The 25,318-nt window shown below is 57.4% G+C and carries 28 protein-coding genes; 12 read left to right on the forward strand and 16 right to left on the reverse strand.

The annotated features are described in order from the left end of the window. The 11 genes from CE636_RS11055 to CE636_RS11105 all read right to left on the reverse strand — a co-directional run bounded on the left by CE636_RS11055 (position 1) and on the right by CE636_RS11105 (position 8,803). On the reverse strand, positions 1-795 hold the full coding sequence (locus tag CE636_RS11055) for an SDR family oxidoreductase (RefSeq protein ID WP_017899777.1): 795 nt from the start codon (positions 793-795) through the stop codon (positions 1-3). Next, positions 779-1,549: an alpha/beta fold hydrolase gene (locus CE636_RS11060; protein WP_017899776.1), complete on the reverse strand. Its 771-nt coding sequence runs from the start codon at positions 1,547-1,549 to the stop codon at positions 779-781. Before CE636_RS11060 ends, CE636_RS11055 begins: the two co-directional genes overlap by 17 nt. A gap of 9 nt (positions 1,550-1,558) precedes the next feature. Then, the gene (locus CE636_RS11065) at positions 1,559-2,089 is read right to left on the reverse strand and encodes a cupin domain-containing protein (protein WP_025999198.1); all 531 of its coding nucleotides are present in this window, start codon (positions 2,087-2,089) and stop codon (positions 1,559-1,561) included. A 10-nt stretch (positions 2,090-2,099) separates the two neighbouring features. Further along, the gene (locus CE636_RS11070) at positions 2,100-3,356 is read right to left on the reverse strand and encodes an MFS transporter (RefSeq protein WP_017899774.1); all 1,257 of its coding nucleotides are present in this window, start codon (positions 3,354-3,356) and stop codon (positions 2,100-2,102) included. A gap of 26 nt (positions 3,357-3,382) precedes the next feature. Beyond that, the gene (locus CE636_RS11075) at positions 3,383-4,579 is read right to left on the reverse strand and encodes an NAD(P)/FAD-dependent oxidoreductase (protein ID WP_017899773.1); all 1,197 of its coding nucleotides are present in this window, start codon (positions 4,577-4,579) and stop codon (positions 3,383-3,385) included. Continuing rightward, positions 4,576-5,502, reverse strand: coding sequence for a VOC family protein (locus tag CE636_RS11080; protein WP_015369749.1), 927 nt, complete (start codon positions 5,500-5,502; stop codon positions 4,576-4,578). Before CE636_RS11080 ends, CE636_RS11075 begins: the two co-directional genes overlap by 4 nt. A gap of 88 nt (positions 5,503-5,590) precedes the next feature. Beyond that, a complete protein-coding gene (locus tag CE636_RS11085; RefSeq protein ID WP_004205158.1) occupies positions 5,591-6,379 on the reverse strand; it encodes an IclR family transcriptional regulator in 789 nt (262 codons plus the stop codon). 13 nt (positions 6,380-6,392) lie between these two features. Continuing rightward, positions 6,393-7,142, reverse strand: coding sequence for an SDR family oxidoreductase (locus tag CE636_RS11090; protein WP_004205159.1), 750 nt, complete (start codon positions 7,140-7,142; stop codon positions 6,393-6,395). Then, positions 7,142-8,164, reverse strand: a complete 1,023-nt coding sequence (locus CE636_RS11095) for an aromatic ring-hydroxylating oxygenase subunit alpha (RefSeq protein ID WP_004205160.1) — start codon at positions 8,162-8,164, stop codon at positions 7,142-7,144. Before CE636_RS11095 ends, CE636_RS11090 begins: the two co-directional genes overlap by 1 nt. Before the next feature lie 10 nt (positions 8,165-8,174). After that, positions 8,175-8,483, reverse strand: coding sequence for a recombinase-like helix-turn-helix domain-containing protein (locus CE636_RS11100; RefSeq protein ID WP_017899772.1), 309 nt, complete (start codon positions 8,481-8,483; stop codon positions 8,175-8,177). Beyond that, positions 8,480-8,803: a Rieske (2Fe-2S) protein gene (locus CE636_RS11105; RefSeq protein ID WP_004151769.1), complete on the reverse strand. Its 324-nt coding sequence runs from the start codon at positions 8,801-8,803 to the stop codon at positions 8,480-8,482. Before CE636_RS11105 ends, CE636_RS11100 begins: the two co-directional genes overlap by 4 nt. A gap of 427 nt (positions 8,804-9,230) precedes the next feature. On the opposite strand from CE636_RS11105, the gene CE636_RS11115 reads away from it, so the two are divergent. Further along, entirely contained in the window at positions 9,231-10,451 is a 1,221-nt protein-coding gene (locus tag CE636_RS11115; protein WP_025999197.1) for an MFS transporter, read from the forward strand. 3 nt (positions 10,452-10,454) lie between these two features. Here CE636_RS11115 and speB read toward each other — a convergent pair whose 3' ends face one another. The 3 genes from speB to yqgB all read right to left on the reverse strand — a co-directional run bounded on the left by speB (position 10,455) and on the right by yqgB (position 13,725). Then, positions 10,455-11,375 carry an agmatinase gene (speB, locus tag CE636_RS11120; RefSeq protein WP_004205166.1) on the reverse strand — a complete coding sequence of 307 codons (921 nt, stop codon included), beginning with the start codon at positions 11,373-11,375 and terminating at the stop codon, positions 10,455-10,457. A gap of 233 nt (positions 11,376-11,608) precedes the next feature. Then, the gene (gene speA / locus CE636_RS11125; RefSeq protein WP_004205167.1) at positions 11,609-13,585 is read right to left on the reverse strand and encodes a biosynthetic arginine decarboxylase; all 1,977 of its coding nucleotides are present in this window, start codon (positions 13,583-13,585) and stop codon (positions 11,609-11,611) included. Positions 13,586-13,593: 8 nt separating this feature from the next. Next, positions 13,594-13,725, reverse strand: a complete 132-nt coding sequence (yqgB, locus tag CE636_RS11130; protein ID WP_002916578.1) for an acid stress response protein YqgB — start codon at positions 13,723-13,725, stop codon at positions 13,594-13,596. Between the two features lie 701 nt (positions 13,726-14,426). Here yqgB and metK point away from each other — a divergent pair. From metK to ruvX, 8 genes are all read left to right on the forward strand, one after another. After that, positions 14,427-15,581: a methionine adenosyltransferase gene (gene metK, locus CE636_RS11140; RefSeq protein ID WP_004205170.1), complete on the forward strand. Its 1,155-nt coding sequence runs from the start codon at positions 14,427-14,429 to the stop codon at positions 15,579-15,581. 380 nt (positions 15,582-15,961) lie between these two features. Beyond that, positions 15,962-17,356 (forward strand): sugar porter family MFS transporter, encoded by a 1,395-nt coding sequence (locus CE636_RS11145; protein WP_004205171.1) that lies wholly within the window; start codon positions 15,962-15,964, stop codon positions 17,354-17,356. Between the two features lie 77 nt (positions 17,357-17,433). Further along, positions 17,434-17,934 carry a SprT family zinc-dependent metalloprotease gene (locus CE636_RS11150; RefSeq protein ID WP_004205173.1) on the forward strand — a complete coding sequence of 167 codons (501 nt, stop codon included), beginning with the start codon at positions 17,434-17,436 and terminating at the stop codon, positions 17,932-17,934. A gap of 94 nt (positions 17,935-18,028) precedes the next feature. After that, positions 18,029-18,736, forward strand: coding sequence for a deoxyribonuclease I (endA, locus tag CE636_RS11155; protein WP_004205174.1), 708 nt, complete (start codon positions 18,029-18,031; stop codon positions 18,734-18,736). A gap of 91 nt (positions 18,737-18,827) precedes the next feature. Then, entirely contained in the window at positions 18,828-19,559 is a 732-nt protein-coding gene (gene rsmE, locus CE636_RS11160; protein ID WP_017899770.1) for a 16S rRNA (uracil(1498)-N(3))-methyltransferase, read from the forward strand. Between the two features lie 20 nt (positions 19,560-19,579). Continuing rightward, positions 19,580-20,530 carry a glutathione synthase gene (gene gshB, locus CE636_RS11165; RefSeq protein WP_004205176.1) on the forward strand — a complete coding sequence of 317 codons (951 nt, stop codon included), beginning with the start codon at positions 19,580-19,582 and terminating at the stop codon, positions 20,528-20,530. A 174-nt stretch (positions 20,531-20,704) separates the two neighbouring features. Then, positions 20,705-21,268, forward strand: coding sequence for a YqgE/AlgH family protein (locus tag CE636_RS11170; RefSeq protein ID WP_002916603.1), 564 nt, complete (start codon positions 20,705-20,707; stop codon positions 21,266-21,268). Continuing rightward, the gene (gene ruvX / locus CE636_RS11175; protein WP_004205178.1) at positions 21,268-21,684 is read left to right on the forward strand and encodes a Holliday junction resolvase RuvX; all 417 of its coding nucleotides are present in this window, start codon (positions 21,268-21,270) and stop codon (positions 21,682-21,684) included. The genes CE636_RS11170 and ruvX overlap by 1 nt, the downstream gene beginning before the upstream one ends. 51 nt (positions 21,685-21,735) lie before the next feature. Here ruvX and CE636_RS11180 read toward each other — a convergent pair whose 3' ends face one another. Further along, complete coding sequence (locus CE636_RS11180) at positions 21,736-22,389, reverse strand: LuxR family transcriptional regulator (protein WP_004205179.1); 654 nt, start codon at positions 22,387-22,389, stop codon at positions 21,736-21,738. Between the two features lie 348 nt (positions 22,390-22,737). Next, the gene (locus CE636_RS11185) at positions 22,738-23,718 is read right to left on the reverse strand and encodes a type IV pilus twitching motility protein PilT (protein ID WP_017899769.1); all 981 of its coding nucleotides are present in this window, start codon (positions 23,716-23,718) and stop codon (positions 22,738-22,740) included. A gap of 16 nt (positions 23,719-23,734) precedes the next feature. On the opposite strand from CE636_RS11185, the gene CE636_RS11190 reads away from it, so the two are divergent. Genes CE636_RS11190 through yggU form a run of 3 tightly spaced genes read left to right on the forward strand, consistent with a single transcriptional unit; the run spans position 23,735 to position 25,310 of the window. Continuing rightward, a complete protein-coding gene (locus CE636_RS11190; RefSeq protein ID WP_004205181.1) occupies positions 23,735-24,436 on the forward strand; it encodes a YggS family pyridoxal phosphate-dependent enzyme in 702 nt (233 codons plus the stop codon). 20 nt (positions 24,437-24,456) lie between these two features. After that, positions 24,457-25,023: a YggT family protein gene (locus tag CE636_RS11195; protein ID WP_004205182.1), complete on the forward strand. Its 567-nt coding sequence runs from the start codon at positions 24,457-24,459 to the stop codon at positions 25,021-25,023. Further along, a complete protein-coding gene (yggU, locus tag CE636_RS11200) occupies positions 25,020-25,310 on the forward strand; it encodes a DUF167 family protein YggU (protein WP_017899768.1) in 291 nt (96 codons plus the stop codon). The genes CE636_RS11195 and yggU overlap by 4 nt, the downstream gene beginning before the upstream one ends. The last annotated feature ends 8 nt before the right edge of the window (positions 25,311-25,318 follow it).

The raw sequence follows: 25,318 nt of genomic DNA on the forward strand, positions 1-25,318 counted from the left end.
TTACAGATGGCGACAGAAACCGCCGGAAACGTCCAGCGCCGCGCCGGTGGTAAAGGAGGCCAGCGGCGAAGCGAGGAATAGCAGCGCTTGCGCTGGCTCCTGCGGCTTACCGAGACGCGCCATCGGGATCCCCCGCTTACGGGCGATATCGGCGGTCCACTGCTGCCAACTCTGGCTCTTATCGCTTCGGCTCTCAAAACGGCGCTGCCACTGCCCGGACTCCACCATCCCCAGCAGAATGGAATTCACTCGAATGCCTTTATCCACCAGCTCTTTCGAAAGAGTCAGCGTCATATTGAGCAGCGCGGCGCGGGCGGCAGAGGTGGCGATCATGTGCTCTTCCGGCTGTAACGCCAGCAGCGAGTTCACACAGGTAATCGAGGCGATATCCGACGCCTCAAGCAGCGACTGAAAGGCCTTTACCGGGTTAATCACGCCGAACAGTTTCAGTTCGGCTTCGTGCAGCCAGGCCTCGCGTGGCGTATCGGCGAAGTGGGCGACATAGCCCTGGCCGGCGTTATTAATCAGCATATCGACGCCGCCGAAACGCGCGGCGACCGCGGCGGCGAACGCCTCAACTTCCGCTTCGTTCAGTACGTCACAGCGCCAGGAGAACACCTCGCCTTCTGGATATTCGTTTTGCAGTGCTGCATAGGCGCTGGCCAGACGATCCGGGTTGCGGCCGCAAAAGGCGACCTTCGCCCCTTCGCCCAGCAACAGGCGCAGCGTTTCAAAGCCGATTCCTGACGAACCGCCGGTGACGACCGCGACGCGTCCTTCAATTTGTGCATTCATCGCGCACCTCTTCCCCTATGCGTAAAAGCTGTTGATTAAAAAAGATTTCGTTATCGAGATAGCTGGCATGCCCAGCCTGCGGGATAGCGATGTAAGGAGCGCCGTAACGCAGCGCCACTCCCTGCACTAACTCCGGTTGGGTAATGGCATCCTGCTCGCCACACCACACGGAGAGACGACCGCGATAGTCGGCGAGCCAACGGTGAATGTCGTCATGAGCCAGCATCCAGGCCGCGGCGAGATAACCGTCGCGGCGTAGCCTGCGCATCCCCGCCGCCACCGTCGCCACATCAGCTTCGCGCGCGCCAGGGCGCAGAAGTTTTGCCGCTCGCCCCTGGGCCATCGCCTCGCCGCCTTGCGCTATCTGCTGCTGACGCCCTAGCCAGACGTTTTCCCGCTGTGCGACCTCCGCCTGACCGTAGCCCTGCGCGACGTCGGCCAGCACCAGATAAAGCACCCGCTGCGGATATTTCGCGGCGAAGGCAGCCGCCACCAACGCGCCCAGCGAATGGCCGACCAGTACGGTTTGTTCTACCCCGGCACGGTCCAGCATCAGCGCCAGCGCGTCAGCGTAATCGCCAGCATCCGCCGGCGCCGCCGCAAGCATCGGGCTTTCGCCATAACCGGGCATATCCCAGGCCAGGACGCGGTAGCCGGGCAGCGCCATCTGTTTATGCCAGGAGGCTGCGCCGGAACTGATGCCGTGCAGCAGCGTCAGCGGTACCCCGCATCCTTGTTCACGAAAACCCGTCATCATCGCTCCTTAGTTACGCTTCACTTTTGACAACGGATGATCTTCCGGATAAGTCGGAACATGCGGTTTCGGCGTGCCCAGCATCACGCACATCAGCGCCTCCTCTTCGCCGTGGTTAAACAAACCGCGATAGATTCCGGGCGGCACCGAGATCAGATCGCGTTCGCGCAGTACCGTTTCGGTATAGTTGTCGCCATCCTGAATCATCAGGGTGATCTGCCCTTTGAGCATGAAGAACACCTCTTCTACGTCATCATGCAGATGCAGCGGGCCTTCACATTTGGACGGCAACACCATGGTGGAAAAGGTGAAGTGCTCCGCCGGAACGGTGTTGGTATCGCTGGCGACGCCGGTGGCGCCGGTACCGATGTAGCGCATCTGCGCGCGGCGATATTTGGGGTCGAAATCGGCCTGGAATTTCAGCGCATTCCAGTCGTATTTACGGCCTTCGAAGCGCGCGATACGCGACTCCACCCACTCTTCCATCGTCAAATGGTCAGGTTTCAAACTCTGTTTTGCAGTTACGGTTGAATCAGTCATCGTTTTATCCTCAGTAACGTCTCAGCAGCGGCAGTAACAGGGCGCAGCCCACCGCCGCCATCACTGCCAGAAAAATCAGCCCGGAATCCATGCTATGGGTGAAGGCGATAAGCGCGCCCATCACCGCCGGCGATAGCGCCCCGGCAAAGTTTCCCAGCCCGTTGAAAATCCCCCCCGCCGTGGCGCTGACCCGTGGATGGGTCGCTTTAGCCAGTAGGGCGAAAATGTTCGGCGCGCCAGTGCCCCACATAAAGGTGCTAAAGCTCATCGCCGCGATTACCGGCAGCGGCGTGGTGAAATGCATCACTGCCGCCAGGCCAATACCCGCGCCTGCCAGGGAAATAAAGCAGGCGGCGGCGCGCCTATCGACGCGGTCGGACAGCCAGGCGCCGATAATTTCGCCTAGCAACATGGCGATAAACGGCATCGACGACAGCCAGCCGGCGTGTTCCAGATGAATGCCTTTACCTTTAATCAGGTAGCCCGGCAGCCAGCCGTTGATCCCCCACAGATAGGCGAGAAAGGCGATGTTGAAGATGCAGATCATCCAAAAATGCGGACTCACATAGAGCTCGCGACGCGCGCTGCGGCGCGCTTCCTGCGAGGTTTTATCGCTGCTCGCTCTCGCCTCCAGTTGCACGCCGCGCAGCCCGATGCGCACAAAAATCAGCACCGGTACCGTCAGCATCGCCATCACGAAAAATGTGCTCTGCCAGCCGAAAGTATTAAGTAGCCAAATTGACAGCGGGAATCCCAACGCTGCGCCAACCGGCGTGCCGAGCAGCCACAGCATGGTGGCGCGGGCCTGTAGCCGCTGCGGGAAGGTGTGGCGCACCACGGCAAACGCCAGCGGGAACAGCGGCCCTTCGGCGATGCCCAACAGGACGCGTAGCATCACCATCAGCGCGTAGTTGTGGGTGAAACCCATGATCACCATCAGGATGCACCACACCACCATCATTCCAGTCAGCAGACGCAGCGGCGCAATCCGGTCGCCAAGGCCGCTTAATAACACTGACGAGAAGCCGTAACTCAGCAAAAAGGCGCTCATCAGAATGCCCAGCCGGGTGGTGTCGAAATCGATGCCCATCGCCTGCTGGAAGTGACTATCGGAAAACAGCGCGGCGATACTGATTTTGTCGAAAAAAGCCAGCAGCACGCAGGCCAGCAGGGACAGCGGAATGGCCCAACGAACTGCTTTTTCAGGCGTGCGGACGCCCTCGCCGCTCGCCTCTGCAGGCGCGGCGTTGGTCTCTAATGTGGTCATTTCTCCCCCTTAAGGGTTCGCGTTACTTATCGCAATGACATCAGCGAGAAAGTCGGGTCAGCGAGCGGGACGTTAGAGAGATCCCTTCCCGCCGCCATCCAGCGCTTCGCCAGCTTCACGATACGTGCATTATTGAAGGCCACCAGCTGAGTTAAGCGTCCATCGGCATTCAGGGAGAAGTAGATCGCGCCCTGCGGCTCGTCACGCACAATGGTGCGGCTGCCCGTCTGCGGGATCCCGAGGATCTGGATATTGCGATCGTATTGATCCGACCACAGCCAGGGCGCCTCGTCGTAGCCGCTGGCCTGCGGATCGAGCATCGCTTTCGCCGTTGCGATGGCCTGATTTTGCGCAAAGGCCCACGACTGAATGCACAGGCCGTACTGATGGTGCTGAGCGACATCGCCAGCGGCGAAAATCGCCGGATCGTTACTGCGCCCCTGGGCATTAACGACAATCCCGCGATCGACAGTGAGCCCGGCATCGCGCGCCAGTTCGAGATTCAGATCGACGCCGATCCCCACCACTACCGCATCGAAGGTTTCCCGCTGGCCGTCGCAGTGCAGAGTCGGCAGGCCGTTATCATCTTCCAGCTCCAGCGCGCCGCAGCCGCCGCGAATCTCAACGCCCTGCTGGCGATGTAGTTGCGCCAGCGCCTGCGAGACCTCCATACTGACCGAGCGCATGCACAGCGCCGGCTGCTGCTCGTAAAGGGTTACGGCCACGTCGCTTTTGCGCGCCGAGGCGGCGATTTCGAGGCCAATCCAGCCGCCGCCAACGATCGCCAGCCGCGTTGCCGATGCCAGCCGCTGCTTCAGACGCTGCGCGTCCTGCCAGTGGCGCAGGGTATAAACCTGCGGATGCTGCGCCCAGCCCTCGGACGGCAGTCGCGCCCGGCCGCCGGTGGCGATCAACAGTTGGTCATATGCCAGCGTTTCACCGTTGCTCAGCGCCAGGGTTTTATTTTGCCGATCGATCGAATCCGCACGCAGCGGGCGATACCAGCGTAGGTTCAGCGCCTGCTGCGCCTCGGCGCTAAATAACCGCGGCAGCGCCGGTTCGGCCTCCAGCAACGCCGCCTTCGACAACGGCGGGCGCTCGTAAAAATCCCATTGCTCTTCGGCAACCACGCAAATCTCGCCGCTAAACCCTTCATCACGCAGCGTTTTCGCCGCCCAGCCGCCAGCCTGGCCGCCGCCGATAATGACAATCCGCGCCGTCATACCGCCTCCGGTTTTTTCTGCTGGCGACGGGTATCGTGATCGATACCGCCTTCCACCGCCCATTCGGTAAAGGACACGAGTGAATGCTCCAGCTCGCGCGGCTGCCAGTTTTCCGTCAGATAGTCATCGTTGGTGTAGTATTCAAAAGCGCCGCCGGTCGGGCTGTTGACATACCAGAAGTAGGCTGAGGAGACCGGATGGCGACCTGGACCGATAAAAGTGCTCCAGGCGTTTTTATTCATCGCAATGCCGCCGCCGATCACTTCATGTATATCCCGCACGGTAAACGCGACGTGGTTAAGCCCCCGTTTTCGGTTCGGCAATTGCAATAAGAAGAGGTTATGGTGGCCACCGCGCACGCCGCAGCGCAGGAACACCGCGCGATTGATGTAACGGTCTGACACCTGGAAGCCCAGCACTTCGCGATAGAAACTTTCCACCGCCGCCAGCTCTTCAACAAAGAATACGACGTGGCCGACATTAATGGGCTGCGCGCGGTCGTATACCGGGCTCGGAGTGTCGATGCGACGCACATCGCCCCACTGGTTAATCGGCTCGACGTTCAGTTCCACCGCTGTTTGCTGGCTAACCTGCACCCGCAGCGTCATACCGTTAGGGTCACGACACTCCAGCGCGCCATCGATTTCACGGAAACCGGGCTGACGTTCCAGCTTCGGGCGCAGCGCATCCAGCGCCGCCCGATCCGCCACGCCCCAGGTCATGCGACGCAGGGTGTTGCCCGCCTCAAAAGCTGGCGGTAAGTCAGCGGCATCGGTTGGGTTAAGTTCGACCCGCGCGCCGCTGAGGGTGGTAAACGCGCGGCCGCTGGCGTCGCCGGTCAGGCCAAAATCGCGCATGAATTTAGCGCTGTGGTTCAGGTCGTCTACGCCAAATTCCAGCTTTTCAATTCCGGTAATACTCATTATTCGTCGCCTCTTTACCGTTCAGTCGCCCGAATTTGGGCGTAAAACATGCCCGACGCAATCAAGCGCCTGCTGTTAAGTTGTTGATTTAACTTGCCTGTGACAAATATCCGAGGAAGCCGGAAATTTTGTCCGCCGCCATACTGACGTCGTTCTGCAACCGCTCGCGATCGCTTTGCGGGATCTCGTCCGACGGCACCAGAATGCTGACGACCGCCGCCACCCGGCCGCTGCGGTCAAAGACCGGATAGACAATCGATGAGATGCCGTGGCGGTAGAACGATTCGCCAATCACGTAGCCGCGAGCTTTATCCTGCTGCACCATCTGCCACAGCGCTTCGCGGTCATGCAACTGGCCCGGCGTATTGCCCGGCAGCCGTTCATCCGGGAACAATTGTTCAAACTCGCTGCGGGAAACATCGGTCAGCAGCATGCGACCAAGCGAGGTGCAGTGCACCGGTAGCCGCGTTCCGACGCTGACCTGGTTGATGCGCGAACCGGCAGCGCTGACGCGGGCGATGTAGATAATGTCGCGGCCGTCGCGGATCGCCAGATGGCTGCTGCACTGGCTGATATCGCGCAGTTGCTCGATGACCGGCTGACCCACCTGAGCGACATCCAGTGAGGCGATATATTCAAAGCCCAGACGCAGTACGTTCATACCCAGCGAAAAGGTATTGGTGCGGGCGTTACGCTCGAGAAAGCCCATATATTCCAGCGTCTGCACCACGCGATAGGCGGTCGCTTTCGGCATATCCACCAGCCGATGCAGCTCGGCAAAGGTCAGATCGCGATGCTGTTCGCCAAACGCCAGCAGCAGTTGTAAACCGCGCTCCAGACCCGGTACCAGGTACTTCACTTCCTGATCGTTCGCCATACCGCCTCACTTGTTAGTTAAAGACAAAACCGCCGTTGACCGGGATCAGCTGGCCAGTGATAAAGCGCGAAAGATCGCTCAGCAGCCAGACCACGCTGCCGGTGACATCTTCCGGCTGCTGCGCGCCGCTGAGCGCGCGGCCGTTCTCATACAGCTGATGACGCTCGGCGGGAACGTATTCCGTGGCCTCAACGCGGGTCAGTCCCGGCGCGATGGCGTTGATACGGATCCGCTTTTCACCCAACTCGCGGGCCATGGAACGGGTCATCGCAATCACCGCGCCCTTACTGGCGACATAGGCCATCAGCCGCGGCGCGCCCCACAGCGCGGTATCCGAAGCGACGTTGACGATCGCCGACCCTTCGCGCAGCAGCGGTACCGCCTCGCGGGTCACCAGCCAGGTGCCTTTGACATTGACCGTCATCACCCGATCCCACAGGTCCGGATCGTAATCGATCATATTTTTACCGCCGACGCCGGTGGCCATCGCCGCGTTATTGACTAAGCCATCGACAGGCCCCTGCGCGCCGATGGCGCTGAAGACCTGCTCGATCGACGCTTGACTGGCAAGATCGATGGCGTGGGATTCGATCTGATAGCCCTTCTGCTGCAGGCGATGAGCGCTTTCCGCCAGCTCCCCCTGCAGGATGTCGCACATCACCACCGTCGCGCCCTGCGCGGCGCAGGATTCGGCAAAATGGTAACCGAGGCCGCGCGCCGCGCCGGTGACGACAATACGTTTACCGTTCAGCAGGCCGTTCATCAGGCGGCACCCTGCTGCGCTTCGCGAAGCGCTAACTGCTCTTTCGCCGCTTTCTGCATCATGCGGCGCAGGCGGGACAGACCGACGTCATGTTGATAAAGGTATTCATGATCGCGGGCGTTCGGCGCCAGGCTTTCCAGCACCACGCGATCCTGCTCCAGTACTTCCCAGTGCAGTTTTTCCAGACGGTTGCGGTACATAAAGCGCCACAGATCGCGCTGCCAACCTTGAACGCCGCGGATGCGCCAGAAGAAGACGCGGCAGTTGTCGTTATCTTCCGGAACCACCATGCCGACGATCCAGAAGTGGCCGCCCGGCCCGAAACGCTTTTTGTACGGAATAGACAGGCGCATCCAGTAGGCGCCGCTGTTGCCCAGTTCAACCCAGTCAAAGTTGACGCCGCTCTGCCCTTTTTTCTCGAAGATAAAGCCGGTTTTCGTCGGCTGCAGCACCATATCGGCTTTGCGATCGCCTTCCGCCATCGAGTGCGATGACGAGTGCAGATAGGTACCGTGCATCGGGTCCATCACGTTTTCCAGCGCGTACTGGTAGTTGCATTTCCACGCCGCGGTGCACAGGAAGTGACTGTATTTTTTGTGGTCGGCCAGCTCCTCCGGGAAGCTCAGTTCATCAGGCTGCTGGTCGGCGGTGACGCCGAACCACAGGAAGATTGCCCCGTGCGCTTCCTGCACGTTGTAGCTGCGCACGCACTGCTGGCCGACCAGCGGGCAGCGGTCCACCGCCGGGACGTCTTTCACTTCGCCGTTGCCGGCGACTTCCACGCCGTGGTACCAGCAGGCGATACGATCGCCTAAGTTCCAGCCCATCGACAGGCGCGCGCCGCGATGCGGGCAGCGGTCTTCCAGGGCCTGCACCTGACCGTCTTTATTCCGCCAGACCACGATCTGCTCGCCGAGACGGGTAATGCCTACCGGCGCAGACTGCACTTCCCAGCTCGCCAGCACCGGATACCACAAACCGCGCAACCCTTTATCAAGATAGTTTTGTACCGTTGTCGTCATCGCTGTGTCCTCAGTAGCCGTTAACCTGTAAAAATGCCTGGAAGCTGCTTTCGCTCCATGGTTCGCCCTGTTGGTCATGCATCCTGACGCCATTGAGGCCGTTCACCAGTTCACCGAGACTTTCCGCGCCCTGCTCGAACAACGTTTCCAGGGTGGCGATAAGCTGCAGTTCCCAGTTTTCCGGCACCCGGCTGCGGGTTTGCCAGATCAGATTGGGATAGTCGCCGGGCTTATGGATATTGCCGTTTCCGCCTTCCGCCGGTGGCGTAAACTGGCGGCTTTCCGGTAGCGCCGGGTTGAAGTCCAGGGATTCGCTCATGCCACGTTCTCCTCGATAAAGGTAATCTGGATCTGATTGTCGTATACCCGCACCGGGTAACGATTAAGGTTGCGACCGCCGGGGCCATGCAGGCACTGGCCGGTTTTCACGTCGAATACCGCCTCATGCAACGGGCATTCCACTTTGCCATCTTCGACAAAGCCCTGGCTCAGTAGCGCATAGGCGTGAGGACAAACGTCTTCCAGCGCGTAATATTCACCATCAATCAGATAAATGCCGATCTCCTTACCGTCGATATTGCCGCTATATGGAAAATCTTCTTGTACTTGCTCCGCGTCACATACGCCTATCCAGCTCATCGCAATCCTCCAGGCCGTTGTTTCATATATGAAACTGTGTTTCTTATTTAATACGACCAATATAAAAGCGGCGAATGTTTCGTCAAGCGTTAATGTGACGAACTTGTTAATGAATGGCTTTTAAATTAGCTAAGTGTGCAATTGATCACGAAAAACTGCATTCAGATGAAATGATGATATTTAAAGCGGTGATCCATTATAAATAAAAATTCCGATTTAAATTTCACATACGACTATTGACTTCTTTTCAAATCGATCATTAAAAATGGGAAGCAGCGGAAACCATGGTGTTTCACCCATGAAACAACTCTTTATTTAATCATTTAAAAACAATGAGTTTCACAGGTGAACCATTTTACTCACGTAACTATTTCTGGCGTTAAAAAATAATAACTGGCAATCATTAAATTAAGCGTGGAGACAACGAATGGCGGCAAGATGGCAAGGGGTAATAGCATTACTTTTGTTAATAATTATTTCCTACGTCGATCGGGTAAATATCTCGGTGATGATCCTTAACCCGGAATTCGCTGCCCATTTCCAGTTAAATGAAAACAGAATGTTACAAGGCATGCTAATGACATGCTTTCTTCTGGGTTATGGGTTTTCGGCATTATTATTAACACCAGTTATAGAAAGTAGATGGCATTATCGTCAGGGGCTGTTAATCAGCATTGTTATATGGGCGCTGGTGTGCGCCATTTCCCCATTACTCGGTTCACTGGTGGGAATGTTGATCGCGCGCATCGTGCTTGGCGTGGCGGAGGGACCGCTGTTTTCACTGAAAACACGCTTTATCAACGACAACTTTGCCGCCGATGAAATCGGCAAACCGAATGCGGTAACCGCCCTTGGCGTATCGTTGGGGCTAGCGGTAGGCTTCCCACTGGTCACCTGGCTGATGGCGCACGTTGGTTGGATCGGCTCCTTCTATGCGCTGGCGCTGATGAATCTCCTGCTCGGCGGAGGGTTAATCTGGCGGTTTCTCCCCGCGCCAAAAGTGACTGCACAGCGCGCGAAGCCTGGCTTTAGCCAAACTTTTGCCCTCGCCTGGCGTACGCCGCTGCTTGGCTGGATCCTGCTGGTAGAAATTGCCACCCTCAGCTATCTGTGGGGGAGTAGCGCCTGGCTGCCAGCCTGGCTGCGCGATGAGCATCATTTCTCGCTACAGGCCACCGGCCTGCTGGCGGCTGTCCCCTTTCTGTTAAGCCTGGGCTCAAAGTTCCTTGGCGGCGTGCTCCTCGACAAAATGCGCCCGGAGCAGGCGCCGCTGTTGTTTATTATTGGCGGTCTACTCACCGCCGGTTCCGTACTGGCGCTAATCCTCAGCGAACAGCCGGCGATGCTGGCGCTGTTTATGCTGGCGGCGAACGTGTTCTGGGGATTACAGGGGGCAACGATCCCCGCGGTGGTTCAGCATCACGCCCCGCGCGAAGCGGTGGGCAGCGCCTATGGGATCATTAACGGCATTGGCAACATCTGCGCGGCGTTTATTCCGCTGCTGATGGGAGTGGTAATGAAATCAGTGGGATCGGTCAGTTCAGGTTTTTCCGTACTGGTGGCATCGCAGCTGATTACGCTGTGCGCCGGCGGCGTACTGCTGCTGCGCATGCGTCGCGCAGCAGCAGCAGCAGCAGTAAACACTTAAAACCTATTCGCCCTTCTTCGCCGCCTGGATGTACAGCATCTCCAGCGCCAGAGTCGCCGCCGCCAGGGCGGTGATTTCGGACTGATCGTAGGCCGGGGCGACTTCCACCACGTCCATCCCGACGATGTTCAGATCCTTCAGGCCGCGCACCAGCTTGATCGCGCGGTCGGAAGTCAGCCCGCCGATCACCGGGGTACCGGTTCCTGGCGCAAACGCCGGATCCAGGCAGTCGATATCAAAGGTCAGGTACACCGGCATATCGCCAACGATCTGCTTCACCTGGGCAATCACATCATCGACGCTGCGGTCGTTAACCTGGCCCGCATCAAGTACGGTAAAACCGTTATCTTTATCGAATTCGGTACGAATACCGATCTGTACGGAGTGGTTGGGATCGATAAGCCCTTCGTTCGGCGCGGTGTAGAACATGGTGCCGTGGTCGAACTCGCAGCCGTTGGCGTAGGTATCGGTGTGGGCATCGAAGTGCACCAGCGCCATTTTACCGAAGTGTTTGGCGTGGGCGCGCAGCAGCGGCAGCGTAACAAAGTGGTCGCCGCCAAAGGAGAGCATGCGCTTGCCGGCCGCCAGCAGCTTCTCGGCGTGGGCCTGTAGCTTCTCGCTCATTTCGCGCGCGTCGCCGAAGGCATACACCAGATCCCCGCAGTCAACCACGTTCAGGCGTTCGCGCATGTCGAAGTTCCACGGAAAACGGTTGTGCTCCCAGGCGAGATTGGTGGACACCTGACGGATCGCCGCCGGGCCATGACGGCCGCCCGCGCGCCCAGAGGTCGCCATATCGAACGGTACGCCGGTGATGACCCAGTCAGCATCGCTGTCGTAAGGCATGAAATTCATTGGTAAACGCAGGAAGCCAAAGGCATTGGATACCAGGGAGTTATCGTATTGATGACCTAAAGTGCTCATGGATATGACCTCTTTTCACAGTCGTGGAACGTAAAAAATAAGTATAAAAAAACCCCTCCGCGTCGTTAGGCCCGACGAGGAAGGGTTTGATAGATAAATCGCTTATTGGCGTGAATTATCGCCGGTAATGCATACGGGTTCAAGTGAGTATCGCCGTCTGCCGGATGACGGTTTCGCCTTATGCGGCCGACATACGCAGGCCCGGTCAGCGCAGCGCCACCGGGCATCAGCGGCTACTCGTCTTCCAGATAAGTGTACCCGTACAAACCCGCCTCGAACTCTTCGAGGAATTGCTGCTGCAGCGCGTCGTCCAGGCCGGTGTTTTTCACCTGATCGCGGAACTGGGTCAGCAGCGTGTTTGGATCCAGCTGCACGTACTGCAGCATATCCGCCACGGTATCGCCCTCGTCGGACAGCTCAACCTCAACGCTGCCGTCAGGGAAGACAAACACGTCCACCGCCTCGGTATCCCCGAACAGGTTGTGCATGTTGCCAAGGATTTCCTGATAGGCGCCGACCATAAAGAAGCCCAGCATCGGCGGGTTCTCCGGGTCATATTCCGGCATCGGCATGGTGGTGGCGATCCCGTCGCCGTCCACGTAGTGATCGATGGCGCCGTCAGAGTCGCAGGTGATGTCCAGCAGCACCGCGCGGCGTTCCGGCGACTTGTTCAGCCCTTCCAGCGGCATCACCGGGAACAGCTGATCGATCCCCCACGCATCCGGCATCGACTGGAACAGCGAGAAGTTGACGTAGATTTTATCCGCCATGCGCTCCTGCAGCTCATCGATAATCGGACGATGAGCGCGGTTGCTCGGGTCGAGTTGCTTCTGCACTTCATGACACATGTTCAGATACAGCTGTTCTGCCCAGGCGCGCTCCTGCAGGTTGAAAGTGCCGGAGGAGTAGCCGATATGGATATCGTGCAGGTCCATCTGGCTGTCGTGCAGCCATTCGCGCAGCGAGCGGCGATTGCCGGTTTCGTGCATCTCCAGCCAGGTTTCCCACATGCTCTGCAGCGGACGCGCGGCGTCTTCCGCCGGCGGGGTCGCCTCGGTGTATTCGTTGCGCTCCACGCCGATGATATTGGAAACCAGCACGGTGTGGTGCGCGGTCACCGCGCGGCCGGACTCGGTGATGACCGTCGGGTGCGGCAGGCCGTTCTCTTCGCAGGCGTCGCCGATGGCCCAGATAATATTGTTAGCGTATTCGTTCAGGCCGTAGTTCACCGAGCAGTCGGATTGCGAACGGGTTCCTTCGTAATCCACACCCAGGCCACCGCCGACGTCGAAGCACTGGATATTAACGCCCAGCTTATGCAACTCGACGTAGAAACGCGCCGATTCACGCACGCCGGTGGCGATATCGCGAATGTTGGCCATCTGCGAGCCGAGGTGGAAGTGCAGCAGTTGCAGGCTGTCGAGGTGCCCTGCGGCACGCAGGATCTCCACCAGCTGCAGAACCTGGGTGGCCGCGAGACCGAACTTAGACTTCTCGCCGCCGGAGGACTGCCATTTACCGGACCCCTGCGAGGCCAGACGCGCACGCACGCCAAGGCGCGGCACCACGTTCAGGCGCTCGGCTTCTTCCAGCACGATGGCAATTTCCGACATCTTCTCGATGACCAGATAGACCTTGTGGCCCATCTTCTCGCCCACCAGCGCCAGACGGATGTATTCGCGGTCTTTATAACCGTTACAGACGATGACGCTGCGGGTCATCCCGGCGTGCGCCAGCACGGCCATCAGTTCCGCTTTCGAACCGGCTTCCAGACCCAGCGGCTCGCCGGAATGGATCAGCGATTCGATGACGCGACGATGCTGGTTCACCTTGATCGGGTAGACTAGGAAGTAATCGCCGTTATAGCCGTAGGATTCGCGCGCGCGCTTGAACGCGGCGTTGATTGAACGCAGGCGGTGCTGCAGGATCTGCGGGAAGCAGAACAGCGCCGGCAAGCGCTGCCCTTGCGCTTCGCGCGCTTTGACTAATTCAGCGAGATCAACGCGCGCTTCCGGGACGTCCGGATCCGGGCAAACGCTGATGTGGCCCAGTTCGTTGACGTCATAATAGTTATTGCCCCACCAGGCAATATTATAAGTACGCAGCATCTTGCTGGCTTCCTGGGAGCTCATCGCTACCTCCTGCATGGAACGTAGTACACCGTGTTCGCCTGCTGACGAAGGCGAAACCATAGACATGTCGTCAGACATAGCGAACCTCAATTTTTAATAATAAGTGTAAGACAGTTAACTACTATCGCAGTCCAAAGATGCGATAACAACCCATGAACAGTCCTAAAGCCCAGCACTATCTGCTGGTTTTGCGACTGCGCGACCGGTTTCTTATTCATATCATCGTAAAACACGTAGCCGAACAGAGTATGACAGTCCGGAGAAACCACGAGAAAACTCTTGCCTGGCAAGAGCGCCCTTGTTCAGTTTTCTGACGGCCGACCGGCCCTGGAATCCTGAGAAGCGCCGAGATGGGGTGAACATCGGCTGGTTTGCATGAGAGAGATGCAGGTTGCGGAGTGCTGACGCGCGACAGAACGACGCGACGAAACAAGCGAAAAACGTTGGTTCATTATCTGGTATCACCTCCACACCGCCCTGCGACAGGGTCGGCGACAAGCCAAAGCTATACATACCGGGCAACAAGCGCTATGCCGTTGCGAGATTCTGTAAATACAGACTGCTTAACCCGGCTGGAAGTGGCACCACAGGGCCATGCCCCGTGCGCTTTTTTAATGAGCCGCGCGCGGCGTTTTATACCGAGAAGCGGGGTAAAAAGCAAAATAAAAATGTGCCCGTTTGCGCGGTTGTCAGGAAATTTTGCCAGGCGAGTTTTTCGATAAATGCGACCGCCATCAAAAAAGGCTGGAAATAGGCTCAAGATTTGACCTAAAATGGCCGTCCAGAAGTTAATCCGTCTATACTGATTAACACTCAGACTGCTCGTGTCGCTACCTGCGCGGCTTTGCGCTGATTATCCACCAAAGCCACATTACACAACAGTATGAGCTATCCGAATCGTCCACAGGTGAAATAAAATATGGCAAAACACCTTTTTACGTCTGAGTCCGTATCAGAAGGGCATCCTGACAAAATTGCTGACCAAATCTCCGATGCCGTGCTGGATGCGATCCTCGAGCAGGATCCGAAAGCGCGTGTCGCATGTGAAACCTATGTCAAAACTGGCATGGTGCTGGTAGGCGGCGAAATCACCACCAGCGCATGGGTTGACATCGAAGAGATCACCCGCAACACCGTCCGCGAAATTGGCTACGTGCATTCCGATATGGGCTTTGACGCCAACTCGTGTGCCGTACTGAGCGCCATTGGTAAACAGTCTCCGGACATCAACCAGGGCGTTGACCGTGCCGATCCGCTGGAACAGGGCGCAGGCGACCAGGGGCTGATGTTTGGCTACGCCACCAACGAAACCGACGTGCTGATGCCGGCGCCGGTGACCTACGCTCACCGTCTGGTGCAGCGCCAGGCTGAAGTACGTAAAAACGGCACCCTGCCGTGGCTGCGTCCGGATGCGAAAAGCCAGGTGACCTTCCAGTATGACGACGGCAAAATCGTCGGCATCGACGCGGTGGTGCTGTCCACGCAGCACGCCGAAGATATCGACCAGAAATCGCTGCAGGAAGCGGTGATGGAAGAGATCATCAAACCGATTCTGCCGACCGAATGGCTGAGCGCGTCCACCAAATTCTTCATCAACCCGACCGGCCGTTTCGTTATCGGCGGCCCGATGGGCGATTGCGGTCTGACCGGTCGTAAGATCATCGTCGATACCTACGGCGGCATGGCTCGTCACGGCGGCGGCGCGTTCTCCGGTAAGGATCCGTCTAAAGTTGACCGTTCTGCAGCCTATGCGGCTCGCTATGTAGCGAAAAACATCGTTGCCGCAGGCCTGGCTGACCGTTGCGAAATTCAGGTTTCCTACGCCATCGGCGTTGCAGAGCCGACGTCCATCATGGTGGAAACCTTTGGTACTGAAAAAGTGCCTTCTGAACAGCTGACCCTGCTGGTGCGCGAGTTCTTCGACCTGCGTCCGTACGGCCTGATTCAGATGCTGGATCTGCTGCATCCGATCTACAAAGAAACCGCTGCCTACGGTCACTTTGGTCGCGAACATTTCCCTTGGGAAAAAACCGACAAAGCGGCCCTGCTGCGCGAAGCGGCCGGTCTGAAATAATCTCTCCGCTTCCTCTCTTTAAGGCCAGCCTCGCGCTGGCCTTTTTATTCCCTGACCTTCCCTGCCGAACCTTGCTTCAACGTAGCGCAACATCTCAATGAAAGCGATTACATTATGGTAATGGTCGATTGCTGCCTGCGTGCGTCATCTCATAGGGGTGTTTTTCACAATGTTACATATTGTTTCGGTTAACTCTGATTACCGTTTTTCAAATTGTCGACTATCCTTGTTTATATTGCTGATTTAAAAAGCATTTAATGCATTACGTTTCTTTACCTTTGTGGAAACGATTACACAGCCGTGATTATAATCACGTTTTTTTACCGACGAGTGTCCTACGCTAACCATCGACAGAATCAATAACTCAACTGGAGGGCGTTATGCCTGACAACAAAAAACAAGGGCGTTCAAACAAGACCATGACGTTCTTCGTCTGTTTCCTCGCCGCGCTGGCTGGCCTGCTGTTTGGCCTTGATATCGGTGTTATTGCGGGTGCCTTACCCTTTATTGCCAATGAGTTCCAGATTTCCGCCCACACTCAGGAGTGGGTGGTCAGCTCCATGATGTTCGGCGCCGCCGTCGGTGCGGTCGGCAGCGGCTGGCTCTCCTTCAAACTGGGCCGTAAAAAGAGCCTGATGATCGGCGCCATCCTCTTTGTCGCCGGCTCTCTGTTCTCCGCCGCCGCGCCAAACGTCGAGATCCTGCTGGTTTCCCGCGTGCTGCTGGGCCTGGCGGTAGGCGTCGCCTCATACACCGCGCCGCTGTATCTATCGGAAATCGCTCCGGAGAAAATTCGCGGCAGTATGATTTCCATGTACCAGCTGATGATCACCATCGGGATCCTTGGCGCTTACCTCTCCGACACCGCCTTTAGCTACAGCGGCGCATGGCGCTGGATGCTCGGCGTGATCATTATTCCGGCGGTATTGCTGCTGATCGGCGTTATCTTCCTGCCGGACAGCCCGCGCTGGTTCGCCGCCAAACGCCGCTTTGTCGATGCCGAGCGCGTGCTGCTGCGCCTGCGCGATACCAGCGCCGAAGCGAAACGCGAGCTCGACGAAATCCGCGAAAGCCTGAAGGTAAAACAGTCCGGCTGGTCGCTGTTTAAAGACAACAGCAACTTCCGCCGCGCAGTGTTCCTCGGCATTCTGCTGCAGGTAATGCAGCAGTTCACCGGGATGAACGTCATCATGTACTACGCGCCGAAGATCTTTGAGCTGGCAGGCTACGCCAACACCACCGAGCAGATGTGGGGGACGGTCATTGTCGGTCTGACTAACGTGCTGGCCACCTTTATCGCCATCGGTCTGGTCGACCGCTGGGGCCGTAAACCGACGCTGATCCTTGGCTTTATCGTCATGGCAGCGGGAATGGGCGTCCTGGGCAGCATGATGCACATCGGTATTCACTCCTCAACCGCCCAGTACATCGCCGTCCTGATGCTGCTGATGTTTATCGTCGGTTTCGCCATGAGCGCCGGCCCGTTGATTTGGGTACTGTGTTCTGAAATCCAGCCGCTGAAAGGCCGCGACTTCGGTATCACCTGCTCAACGGCGACCAACTGGATTGCCAACATGATTGTCGGCGCCACCTTCCTGACCATGCTCAATTCGCTGGGCAGCGCCAACACCTTCTGGGTGTACGGCGGTCTGAACGTGCTATTTATTCTGCTGACGCTGTGGCTGATCCCGGAAACCAAAAACGTCTCGCTGGAACATATCGAACGCAACCTGATGCAGGGTCGTCCGCTGCGCGAGATCGGCGCCCGCGATTAATCCGTCTGAGCTTCCTCCCCTTCCGGGAGGAAGCTTCCGCTTGCTCTCCCCCCTCCGCCGCACTATCCTCTGGCGCTATGAAAACACCCCGTATTCCCATCGCTATTCAGCAGGCCGTGATGCGCAGCCTGCGGGAGCATCTCGCCAAAGCGAACCTCAAGCTGGAACGCCGCTACGCGGAGCCGACGTTGGTCTACCAGCAGCGCGGTACCTCCGCCGGCACCGCCTGGCTGGAGAAAAACGAAATTCGGTTAAATCCGGTGCTGCTGCTGGAAAATCAGCAGGCGTTTATCGATGAAGTGGTGCCCCATGAGCTGGCGCACCTGCTGGTGTGGCAACACTTTGGCCGGGTAGCCCCGCACGGTAAAGAGTGGAAATGGATGATGGAGGGCGTGCTGGGCGTTCCCGCACGTCGCACCCATCGCTTTGAACTCGATTCGGTCCGCCAGAATACCTTCCCCTACCGCTGCCGCTGCCAGCAGCATCAGCTCACCGTCCGTCGCCATAACCGGGTGGTGCGCGGCGAAGCCACTTACCGCTGCGTGCGCTGCGGCGATCTGCTGGTGGCTGAAGAATAACCATTGGAATTAATTAGAAACTTTCTGATCTGACTGATTGCATCCGGCACCCTCATTCGCTACGTTGCGGGCTCGTTTTGACACGGAGTGAACGATGTCCCGTATGCATGTTTTAGCCGTTGCAGTATTGAGCACGGCAGTGAGTGGCCCGCTTGCGGCCGCAGAAATTACCAGTTTTTCCCAGGCCAAGGCCGCTGGCGTCAAAGTAAACGCCGACGTTCCCGGCGACTTTTACTGCGGCTGTAAAATTGCCTGGCAGGGTAAAAAAGGCGTTATCGATCTGGAATCTTGTGGCTATAAAGTGCGTAAAAATGAGAACCGCGCCAGCCGGGTTGAATGGGAACACGTGGTGCCGGCGTGGCAGTTCGGCCATCAGCGCCAGTGCTGGCAGGAGGGTGGTCGTAAAAACTGCGCCAAAGATCCTGAGTACCGCAAGATGGAAAGCGACATGCACAACCTGCAGCCGGCGGTGGGAGAAGTGAATGGCGATCGCGGCAACTTTATGTACAGCCAGTGGAACGGCGGTGAAGGCCAGTACGGCCAGTGCACCATGAAGGTCGATTTTAAAGATAAAATCGCTGAGCCCCCTGCCCGCGCCCGCGGCGCCATCGCCCGCACCTACTTCTATATGCGCGACCGCTACCAGTTAAATCTTTCCCGCCAGCAAACTCAGCTGTTTACCGCCTGGAACAAACAGTATCCGGTCACCGCCTGGGAGTGTGAACGCGATGAGCGCATCGCGAAAGTGCAGGGCAACCATAATCCTTATGTCCAGCAGGCTTGCCAGGCGCAAAAGAGCTAACCTACACTAGCGGCAATTGTTAATTTGCAGCCCTGTGCTTCCCGCCTAATGGCGGGAAGCTGGCATCTGCGCAAAGAACGGAATATCAAGCATGCGCATTCCTCGCATCCATCATCCAGAACCACTCATTGTCGGCAGCCTGATCGCGCTGAGCGATGACGCGGCCAACCACGTCGGCCGCGTTCTGCGCATGACCGCCGGTCAGCACCTTCAGCTATTCGACGGCAGTAACCAGGTGTTTGACGCCGTCATTACCGAGGCCGGTAAAAAAAACGTCACGGTTGAAGTCCTCAGTGGCGAACCCGACGATCGGGAATCGCCGCTGCATATCCATTTAGGCCAGGTGATGTCCCGCGGCGAAAAAATGGAATTCACCATCCAGAAATCGATCGAACTCGGAGTAAGCCTCATAACGCCACTGTTTTCCGAGCGCTGCGGCGTTAAACTGGACGCCGAACGTTTGCAGAAAAAGATCCAGCAGTGGCAGAAAATCGCTATTGCCGCCTGCGAACAGAGCGGTCGTAACGTGGTACCGGAAATTCGTCCGGCGATGCAGCTGGAGGAGTGGTGCGCCGAGCAGGACAGCGGGCTGAAGCTCAACCTGCACCCGCGCGCCAGCGCCAGCATTAACACGCTGCCGCTGCCGGTTGAACGCGTCCGTCTGCTGATTGGCCCGGAAGGCGGGCTGTCGGCTGAAGAGATAGCAATGACCGCGAAATACCAGTTTACTGATATCCTGTTGGGACCGCGCGTTCTGCGTACAGAGACTACTGCGCTCACCGCCATTACTGCCCTGCAGGTGCGTTTTGGCGACTTAGGTTGAGGCGTTAACGGAGAAGAACCATGATCAAGCTCGGCATCGTGATGGATCCCATCGCAACCATCAACATCAAGAAAGACACCAGCTTCGCTATGTTGCTGGAGGCGCAGCGTCGCGGCTATGAACTCCATTACATGGAGATGAACGACCTTTATTTGATCAACGGCGAAGCCCGCGCCCGGACGCGCACACTGAGCGTCGAACAGAACTACGACAAATGGTATGACTTTACCGGCGAGCAGGATCTGCCGCTGGCGGATCTTGACGTCATTCTGATGCGTAAGGATCCACCGTTCGATACCGAATTTATTTATGCGACCTATATTCTGGAACGAGCGGAAGAGAAAGGCACGCTTATCGTCAACAAGCCGCAGAGCCTGCGCGACTGTAACGAGAAGCTGTTCACCGCCTGGTTCTCCGAACTGACCCCGGAAACGCTGGTCACCCGTAATAAAGCCCAGCTTAAAGCCTTCTGGGAAAAACACGGCGATATCATCATGAAGCCGCTCGACGGCATGGGCGGCGCCTCTATTTTCCGCGTCAAAGCCGGCGATCCGAACCTCGGCGTGATCGCCGAGACGCTGACCGAGCTGGGCAGCCGCTACTGCATGGCGCAGAACTATCTGCCGGCCATTAAAGATGGCGACAAGCGCGTGCTGGTGGTGGATGGCGAGCCGGTACCTTACTGCCTGGCGCGCATTCCGCAGGGCGGCGAGACTCGTGGCAATCTGGCCGCCGGCGGCCGCGGCGAAGCCCGCCCGCTAACCGAAAGCGACTGGGATATCGCCCGCCGCGTCGGCCCGACGCTGAAGGCTAAAGGCCTGATTTTCGTTGGCCTGGATATTATTGGCGACCGTCTGACGGAAATTAACGTCACCAGCCCCACCTGCGTCCGTGAGATCGAGGCCGCCTTCCCGGATATTTCGATCACCGGCATGCTGATGGACGCTATCGAAAGACGTCTCGCCCGATAAGCACTACGGCGGACGAACGTCCGCTCAGGGCACAGCGAGCGCGGATCGCCGCGCTGGCGAAACCCTTCCAGCCAGGCGCCGCTCGGGCGCCTGCCAGATAAAGTGCATCGACACCATTCTACTTTGCCCGCATACTGGGTGTTGCTTTTTGAACCAGGAACAGAACCTCTGACAATGAATTTACAGCATCACTTTCTGATTGCCATGCCTGCGCTTCAGGACCCCATTTTCCGCCGCTCCGTGGTCTATATCTGCGAGTATAACGACGAGGGTGCCATGGGCATTATTATCAATAAGCCGCTGGAAAATCTGCAGGTGGAAGGGATCCTTGAGAAGCTCAAAATTGTCCCGGAGCCGCGTAATCCGGAGATCCGCCTGGATAAACCGGTGATGCTGGGCGGCCCGCTGGCGGAAGACCGCGGCTTTATTTTACATACCCCGCCCTCTGACTTTTCCTCAAGCATCCGTATCTCGGATAACACGGTGATCACCACCTCGCGGGATGTCCTCGAAACCTTAGGCACCGACCGGCAACCGGGCAACGTGCTGGTTGCCCTGGGCTACTCTTCGTGGGAGAAAGGGCAGCTGGAGCAGGAGATTCTAGATAATGCCTGGCTTACCGCCCCGGCTGACCAGAATATTCTCTTCCGTACGCCCATCGCCGATCGCTGGCGCGAGGCGGCTAAACTGATTGGCATCGACATCGTGACGATGCCAGGCGTCGCGGGGCATGCATAATGAGCGGTACCTTTCTCGGCTTTGATTTCGGGACCAAAAGCATCGGTGTGGCGGTAGGGCAACGGATCACCGCAACCGCCCGGCCACTGCCGGCGCTGAAGGCGCAGGACGGTAAACCGGACTGGAATATCATCGAAAAATTGCTTAAGGAGTGGCAGCCTGAGGCGGTAATCGTCGGCCTGCCGCTGAATATGGACGGCACTGAGCAACCGCTGACCGCGCGCGCGCGTAATTTCGCCAATAAAATTCATGGCCGCTTTGGCGTCGCGATCCTTCTCCACGATGAACGTCTGAGTACGGTTGAGGCCCGGGCAGGCCTGTTCGAACATGGCGGCTATCGGGCGCTGAATAAAGGCAGCGTCGATTCGGCCTCTGCGGTGGTCATTCTGGAAAGCTACTTCGAGCAGAGCTTTTAAGCCCTGCTCTTCTGCGCCGCCGGCGAACCGCAGACGGCGCAGCTCCCCCGCCTAGTGGCGCAGATGTTCGTTAGCCCAGCTCACCGCCTGGGTGCGATTCTTAACGCTCAGCTTACGGAACACGTTATACAGGTGCGTCCGCACCGTGTTCTCACTGATAAACAGCGCGCGGGCAATATCGAGGTTGGTCGCGCCGCAGCGCAGTTCGTTGAGGATCTCGCATTCTCGTTCGGTCAGCGGCGAGTTCTCAACCGGCGCCGATGCATGGTCCGCAGCGTACATCGCCGGGTGCATCACGCTCAATTCAGCCGTCTGTTCGCCGTTCAGCACGGCCTTGACGCCCTCAATTAAGCGCGATTCATCATCGTCATGGCGGAACACGCCATATAAAGCCGGCCACTGCGCCATTTCGTATAACTCATACTTTTGTGCGCTATTAATAATCAACAAACGAGGGTTATCTGCCTGCAAGCGAATAATATCCCGCCATACCCCGTTTAATTTCTTATTTGACACTGCAATATCAAATAATATTACAGAATCTTTTGCCAGACGCTGCGCCAGCGGTTTATTAATATTTTGTAAAACCACCGGTGCCATCAGGGTTTCACTCAGATAGCTGGCAAAGGCTTTGCTTTGAATAGACGGGTGGGTAATAAAGGTTACCTGACGAGAAGATGATGAATTTCCATTTAAATTAATCACTTAAAACTCTCCTTAGCAGCTATCCACCGTCATGGTGGTTAAATGAATAAAAAAATATACAATCAGCCGTGAATTTATAAATAGCATTGGCAATTTACAAATTGAAACGTTATTCCATGAGAATCATCCTATTCCCGTAAACAGCATAAATCGAATGACTCAAAGCTGTCAAAAGGTAATCAAACTTTTTTCCTGGAAATGCGTATTCACTGCCGACATATCTCAACTGAATATCTTATTTGAATTTATTCACAAGGATTATTTGTATTATCAAATAATATCCAGAAACAGCTTTTAAACATTTAGTTAACACACCATTTCAACCACCCAACTCGCTTCACACTCCCCTTACAGCTCGCCTGCGGCCACACGTTGCTGAAAACTCTGGGTAAATGTCAACATTCCGGCCTGCATCCCGGTCTGCATTACACCGGGCAGCTGGTGCACTTTTCCTTCGCGGATCAAATTCCCTACCGCCGGCGTATTAACCAGAAGCTCGTATAGCGCAACTCTGCCGCCCTGACGTGCGGGTAATAATTTTTGCGCCAGCACCGCGCACAGGCTTCCGGCCAGCTGGCTACGAACCTGATCTTTCTCCTCTGCCGGAAAGACATCGATCAATCTCTCCACCGCCGGCGCCGCGCCGCGGGTGTGTAATGTCGCCATCACCAGATGCCCGGTCTCCGCCGCAGTTAACGCCAGACGAATGGTTTCGCTGTCGCGTAGCTCGCCGAGCAGGATCACATCCGGATCCTGGCGCAGCGCCACCCGAAGCGCCGCGGAGAACGAAGGACAGTGCCGGCCAATCTCCCGCTGCTGAATCAGGCACCGCTCGCTGTGATGAATAAACTCCACCGGATCCTCCAGCGTCAGAATATGGCCATCAAGATGCTGGTTGAGATGGCCGACCATCGCCGCCAGGGTGGTCGACTTGCCGCTGCCCGTCGCCCCGGTGACCAGCAGCAAACCACTCTCTTCCGCCAGCAGCTCGCTTAGCGCAGGCGGCGCGCCCAGCGCCTCCAGGCGCGGACACTGGCTGGGCAGCAGGCGCAGCACCAGCGATATTCCGCGCGTATGGGCGAAAGCGCTGGCGCGTAACCGTGAACCACAGGCCAGAGTCAGCGCAAAGTCTATCTGGCCGTGCTCCTGCCAGTGCTGTAACTGTGCGGCATCGAGCCAGTCGTTGAGTAAATCCGCAATATCCGGTGCGGGAAAGGGCGCGGGCTCCAGCTTACCCTGCCGCCGCCAGCGCGGTGCGGCGGAATTGCACAGGTGTAGATCGGAGACATTATGCTTTACACTAAGGGCTACGATTTCTTCCAGCTTCATAACTCATCCTCGGAATATGAACGATATTGCGCATAACCTGGCACAGGTCCGGGACAAAATCTCCGGTGCCGCCGCCCGTTGCGGGCGTGCGCCAGAAGAAGTGACATTGCTTGCAGTGAGTAAAACGAAACCTGCGAGCGCGATCGAAGAAGCCATCGCGGCAGGCCAGCGGGCATTTGGTGAAAACTACGTCCAGGAAGGCGTGGAGAAGATTAACCATTTCCAGCAGGCAGGCGTCAGTGGACTGCAGTGGCACTTTATTGGTCCCTTGCAGTCCAACAAAAGCCGGCTGGTGGCCGAACATTTTGACTGGTGCCACACCGTCGATCGGTTGAAAATCGCCACCCGCCTGAACGAGCAGCGCCCGGCGCATTTGCCGCCGCTGAAGGTGCTGATTCAAATCAACATCAGCGATGAGCAGAGTAAATCCGGCATCCCGCTGGAAGCGCTCGATGCCTTAGCCGCGGAGATCGCTGAGTTACCTCATCTGGAGCTGCGCGGCCTGATGGCGATCCCCGCGCCTGAGTCAGAATATGTAAGGCAGTTTGCCGTCGCCCAGCAAATGGCGGTAGCATTTGCGCGGTTAAAAACGCGGTACCCCACGGTCGATACGTTGTCTCTGGGAATGTCGGACGATATGGAAGCCGCTATCGCGGCGGGAAGCACGATGGTGCGCATCGGCACGGCCATTTTTGGTGCGCGCGACTACAGCAAATAATAAGGAATCTGAGGAACGCCATGAAGACGTTGACTTTCCTGCTTTCAACGGTCATTGAGCTTTACACAATGGTCGTGTTGTTACGCGTCTGGATGCAGTGGGCGCGCTGCGACTTTTACAACCCGTTTTCGCAGTTTGTGGTAAAGGCCACGCAGCCGATTGTCGGACCGCTGCGCCGGATCATCCCGGCAATGGGGCCGATTGACAGCGCCTCGCTGCTGGTGGCATTCATCCTCTGCGTCATCAAAGCGATCGTCCTGTTTATGGTGATCACCTTCCAGCCGATCATCTGGATCTCCGCCCTGCTTATTCTGCTGAAAACCATCGGCTCGCTGATCTTCTGGGTGCTGCTGCTGATGGCGATCATGAGCTGGGTCAGCCAGGGACGCAGCCCGGTGGAGTATGTGCTGATGCAGCTGGCGGACCCGCTGCTGCGTCCAATCCGCAACCTGCTGCCGTCGATGGGCGGTATCGATTTCTCACCGATGGTGCTGGTGCTGCTGCTGTACGTGATCAATATGGGGGTCGCCGAGGTGCTGCAGGCTACCGGTAACGTACTGCTGCCGGGGCTGTGGATGGCGCTATGAGTGCCGTTGAACGCTGCGCTGACGGGCTGGTGCTGAGGCTGTATATTCAGCCGAAGGCCAGCCGTGACAGCATCGTGGGCGTACATGGCGACGAGCTCAAAGTCGCCATTACCGCCCCGCCCGTTGATGGCCAGGCCAATGCCCATCTGGTGAAATTTCTCGCCAAACAGTTCCGCGTCGCCAAAAGCCAGGTACTGATTGAAAAAGGCGAGCTGGGCCGCCATAAGCAAGTTAAAATCATCACCCCACAACAGATCCCGACTGCGGTCGCGGCGCTAACTGAATAAACAGGATT

This window comes from Klebsiella sp. LY, assembly GCF_004010915.1.
GTDB lineage: Bacteria > Pseudomonadota > Gammaproteobacteria > Enterobacterales > Enterobacteriaceae > Klebsiella > Klebsiella quasipneumoniae.

Excerpts from the sequence above, each read along its gene's own strand:
- CE636_RS11055 (WP_017899777.1), bottom strand. The coding sequence starts at position 795 with ATGAATGCACAAATTGAAGGACGCGTCGCGGTCGTCACCGGCGGTTCG.
- CE636_RS11060 (WP_017899776.1), bottom strand. The coding sequence starts at position 1,549 with ATGACGGGTTTTCGTGAACAAGGATGCGGGGTACCGCTGACGCTGCTG.
- CE636_RS11065 (WP_025999198.1), bottom strand. The coding sequence starts at position 2,089 with ATGACTGATTCAACCGTAACTGCAAAACAGAGTTTGAAACCTGACCAT.
- CE636_RS11070 (WP_017899774.1), bottom strand. The coding sequence starts at position 3,356 with ATGACCACATTAGAGACCAACGCCGCGCCTGCAGAGGCGAGCGGCGAG.
- CE636_RS11075 (WP_017899773.1), bottom strand. The coding sequence starts at position 4,579 with ATGACGGCGCGGATTGTCATTATCGGCGGCGGCCAGGCTGGCGGCTGG.
- CE636_RS11080 (WP_015369749.1), bottom strand. The coding sequence starts at position 5,502 with ATGAGTATTACCGGAATTGAAAAGCTGGAATTTGGCGTAGACGACCTG.
- CE636_RS11085 (WP_004205158.1), bottom strand. The coding sequence starts at position 6,379 with ATGGCGAACGATCAGGAAGTGAAGTACCTGGTACCGGGTCTGGAGCGC.
- CE636_RS11090 (WP_004205159.1), bottom strand. The coding sequence starts at position 7,142 with ATGAACGGCCTGCTGAACGGTAAACGTATTGTCGTCACCGGCGCGGCG.
- CE636_RS11095 (WP_004205160.1), bottom strand. The coding sequence starts at position 8,164 with ATGACGACAACGGTACAAAACTATCTTGATAAAGGGTTGCGCGGTTTG.
- CE636_RS11100 (WP_017899772.1), bottom strand. The coding sequence starts at position 8,483 with ATGAGCGAATCCCTGGACTTCAACCCGGCGCTACCGGAAAGCCGCCAG.
- CE636_RS11105 (WP_004151769.1), bottom strand. The coding sequence starts at position 8,803 with ATGAGCTGGATAGGCGTATGTGACGCGGAGCAAGTACAAGAAGATTTT.
- CE636_RS11115 (WP_025999197.1), top strand. The coding sequence starts at position 9,231 with ATGGCGGCAAGATGGCAAGGGGTAATAGCATTACTTTTGTTAATAATT.
- speB (WP_004205166.1), bottom strand. The coding sequence starts at position 11,375 with ATGAGCACTTTAGGTCATCAATACGATAACTCCCTGGTATCCAATGCC.
- speA (WP_004205167.1), bottom strand. The coding sequence starts at position 13,585 with ATGTCTGACGACATGTCTATGGTTTCGCCTTCGTCAGCAGGCGAACAC.
- yqgB (WP_002916578.1), bottom strand. The coding sequence starts at position 13,725 with ATGAATAAGAAACCGGTCGCGCAGTCGCAAAACCAGCAGATAGTGCTG.
- metK (WP_004205170.1), top strand. The coding sequence starts at position 14,427 with ATGGCAAAACACCTTTTTACGTCTGAGTCCGTATCAGAAGGGCATCCT.
- CE636_RS11145 (WP_004205171.1), top strand. The coding sequence starts at position 15,962 with ATGCCTGACAACAAAAAACAAGGGCGTTCAAACAAGACCATGACGTTC.
- CE636_RS11150 (WP_004205173.1), top strand. The coding sequence starts at position 17,434 with ATGAAAACACCCCGTATTCCCATCGCTATTCAGCAGGCCGTGATGCGC.
- endA (WP_004205174.1), top strand. The coding sequence starts at position 18,029 with ATGTCCCGTATGCATGTTTTAGCCGTTGCAGTATTGAGCACGGCAGTG.
- rsmE (WP_017899770.1), top strand. The coding sequence starts at position 18,828 with ATGCGCATTCCTCGCATCCATCATCCAGAACCACTCATTGTCGGCAGC.
- gshB (WP_004205176.1), top strand. The coding sequence starts at position 19,580 with ATGATCAAGCTCGGCATCGTGATGGATCCCATCGCAACCATCAACATC.
- CE636_RS11170 (WP_002916603.1), top strand. The coding sequence starts at position 20,705 with ATGAATTTACAGCATCACTTTCTGATTGCCATGCCTGCGCTTCAGGAC.
- ruvX (WP_004205178.1), top strand. The coding sequence starts at position 21,268 with ATGAGCGGTACCTTTCTCGGCTTTGATTTCGGGACCAAAAGCATCGGT.
- CE636_RS11185 (WP_017899769.1), bottom strand. The coding sequence starts at position 23,718 with ATGAAGCTGGAAGAAATCGTAGCCCTTAGTGTAAAGCATAATGTCTCC.
- CE636_RS11190 (WP_004205181.1), top strand. The coding sequence starts at position 23,735 with ATGAACGATATTGCGCATAACCTGGCACAGGTCCGGGACAAAATCTCC.
- CE636_RS11195 (WP_004205182.1), top strand. The coding sequence starts at position 24,457 with ATGAAGACGTTGACTTTCCTGCTTTCAACGGTCATTGAGCTTTACACA.
- yggU (WP_017899768.1), top strand. The coding sequence starts at position 25,020 with ATGAGTGCCGTTGAACGCTGCGCTGACGGGCTGGTGCTGAGGCTGTAT.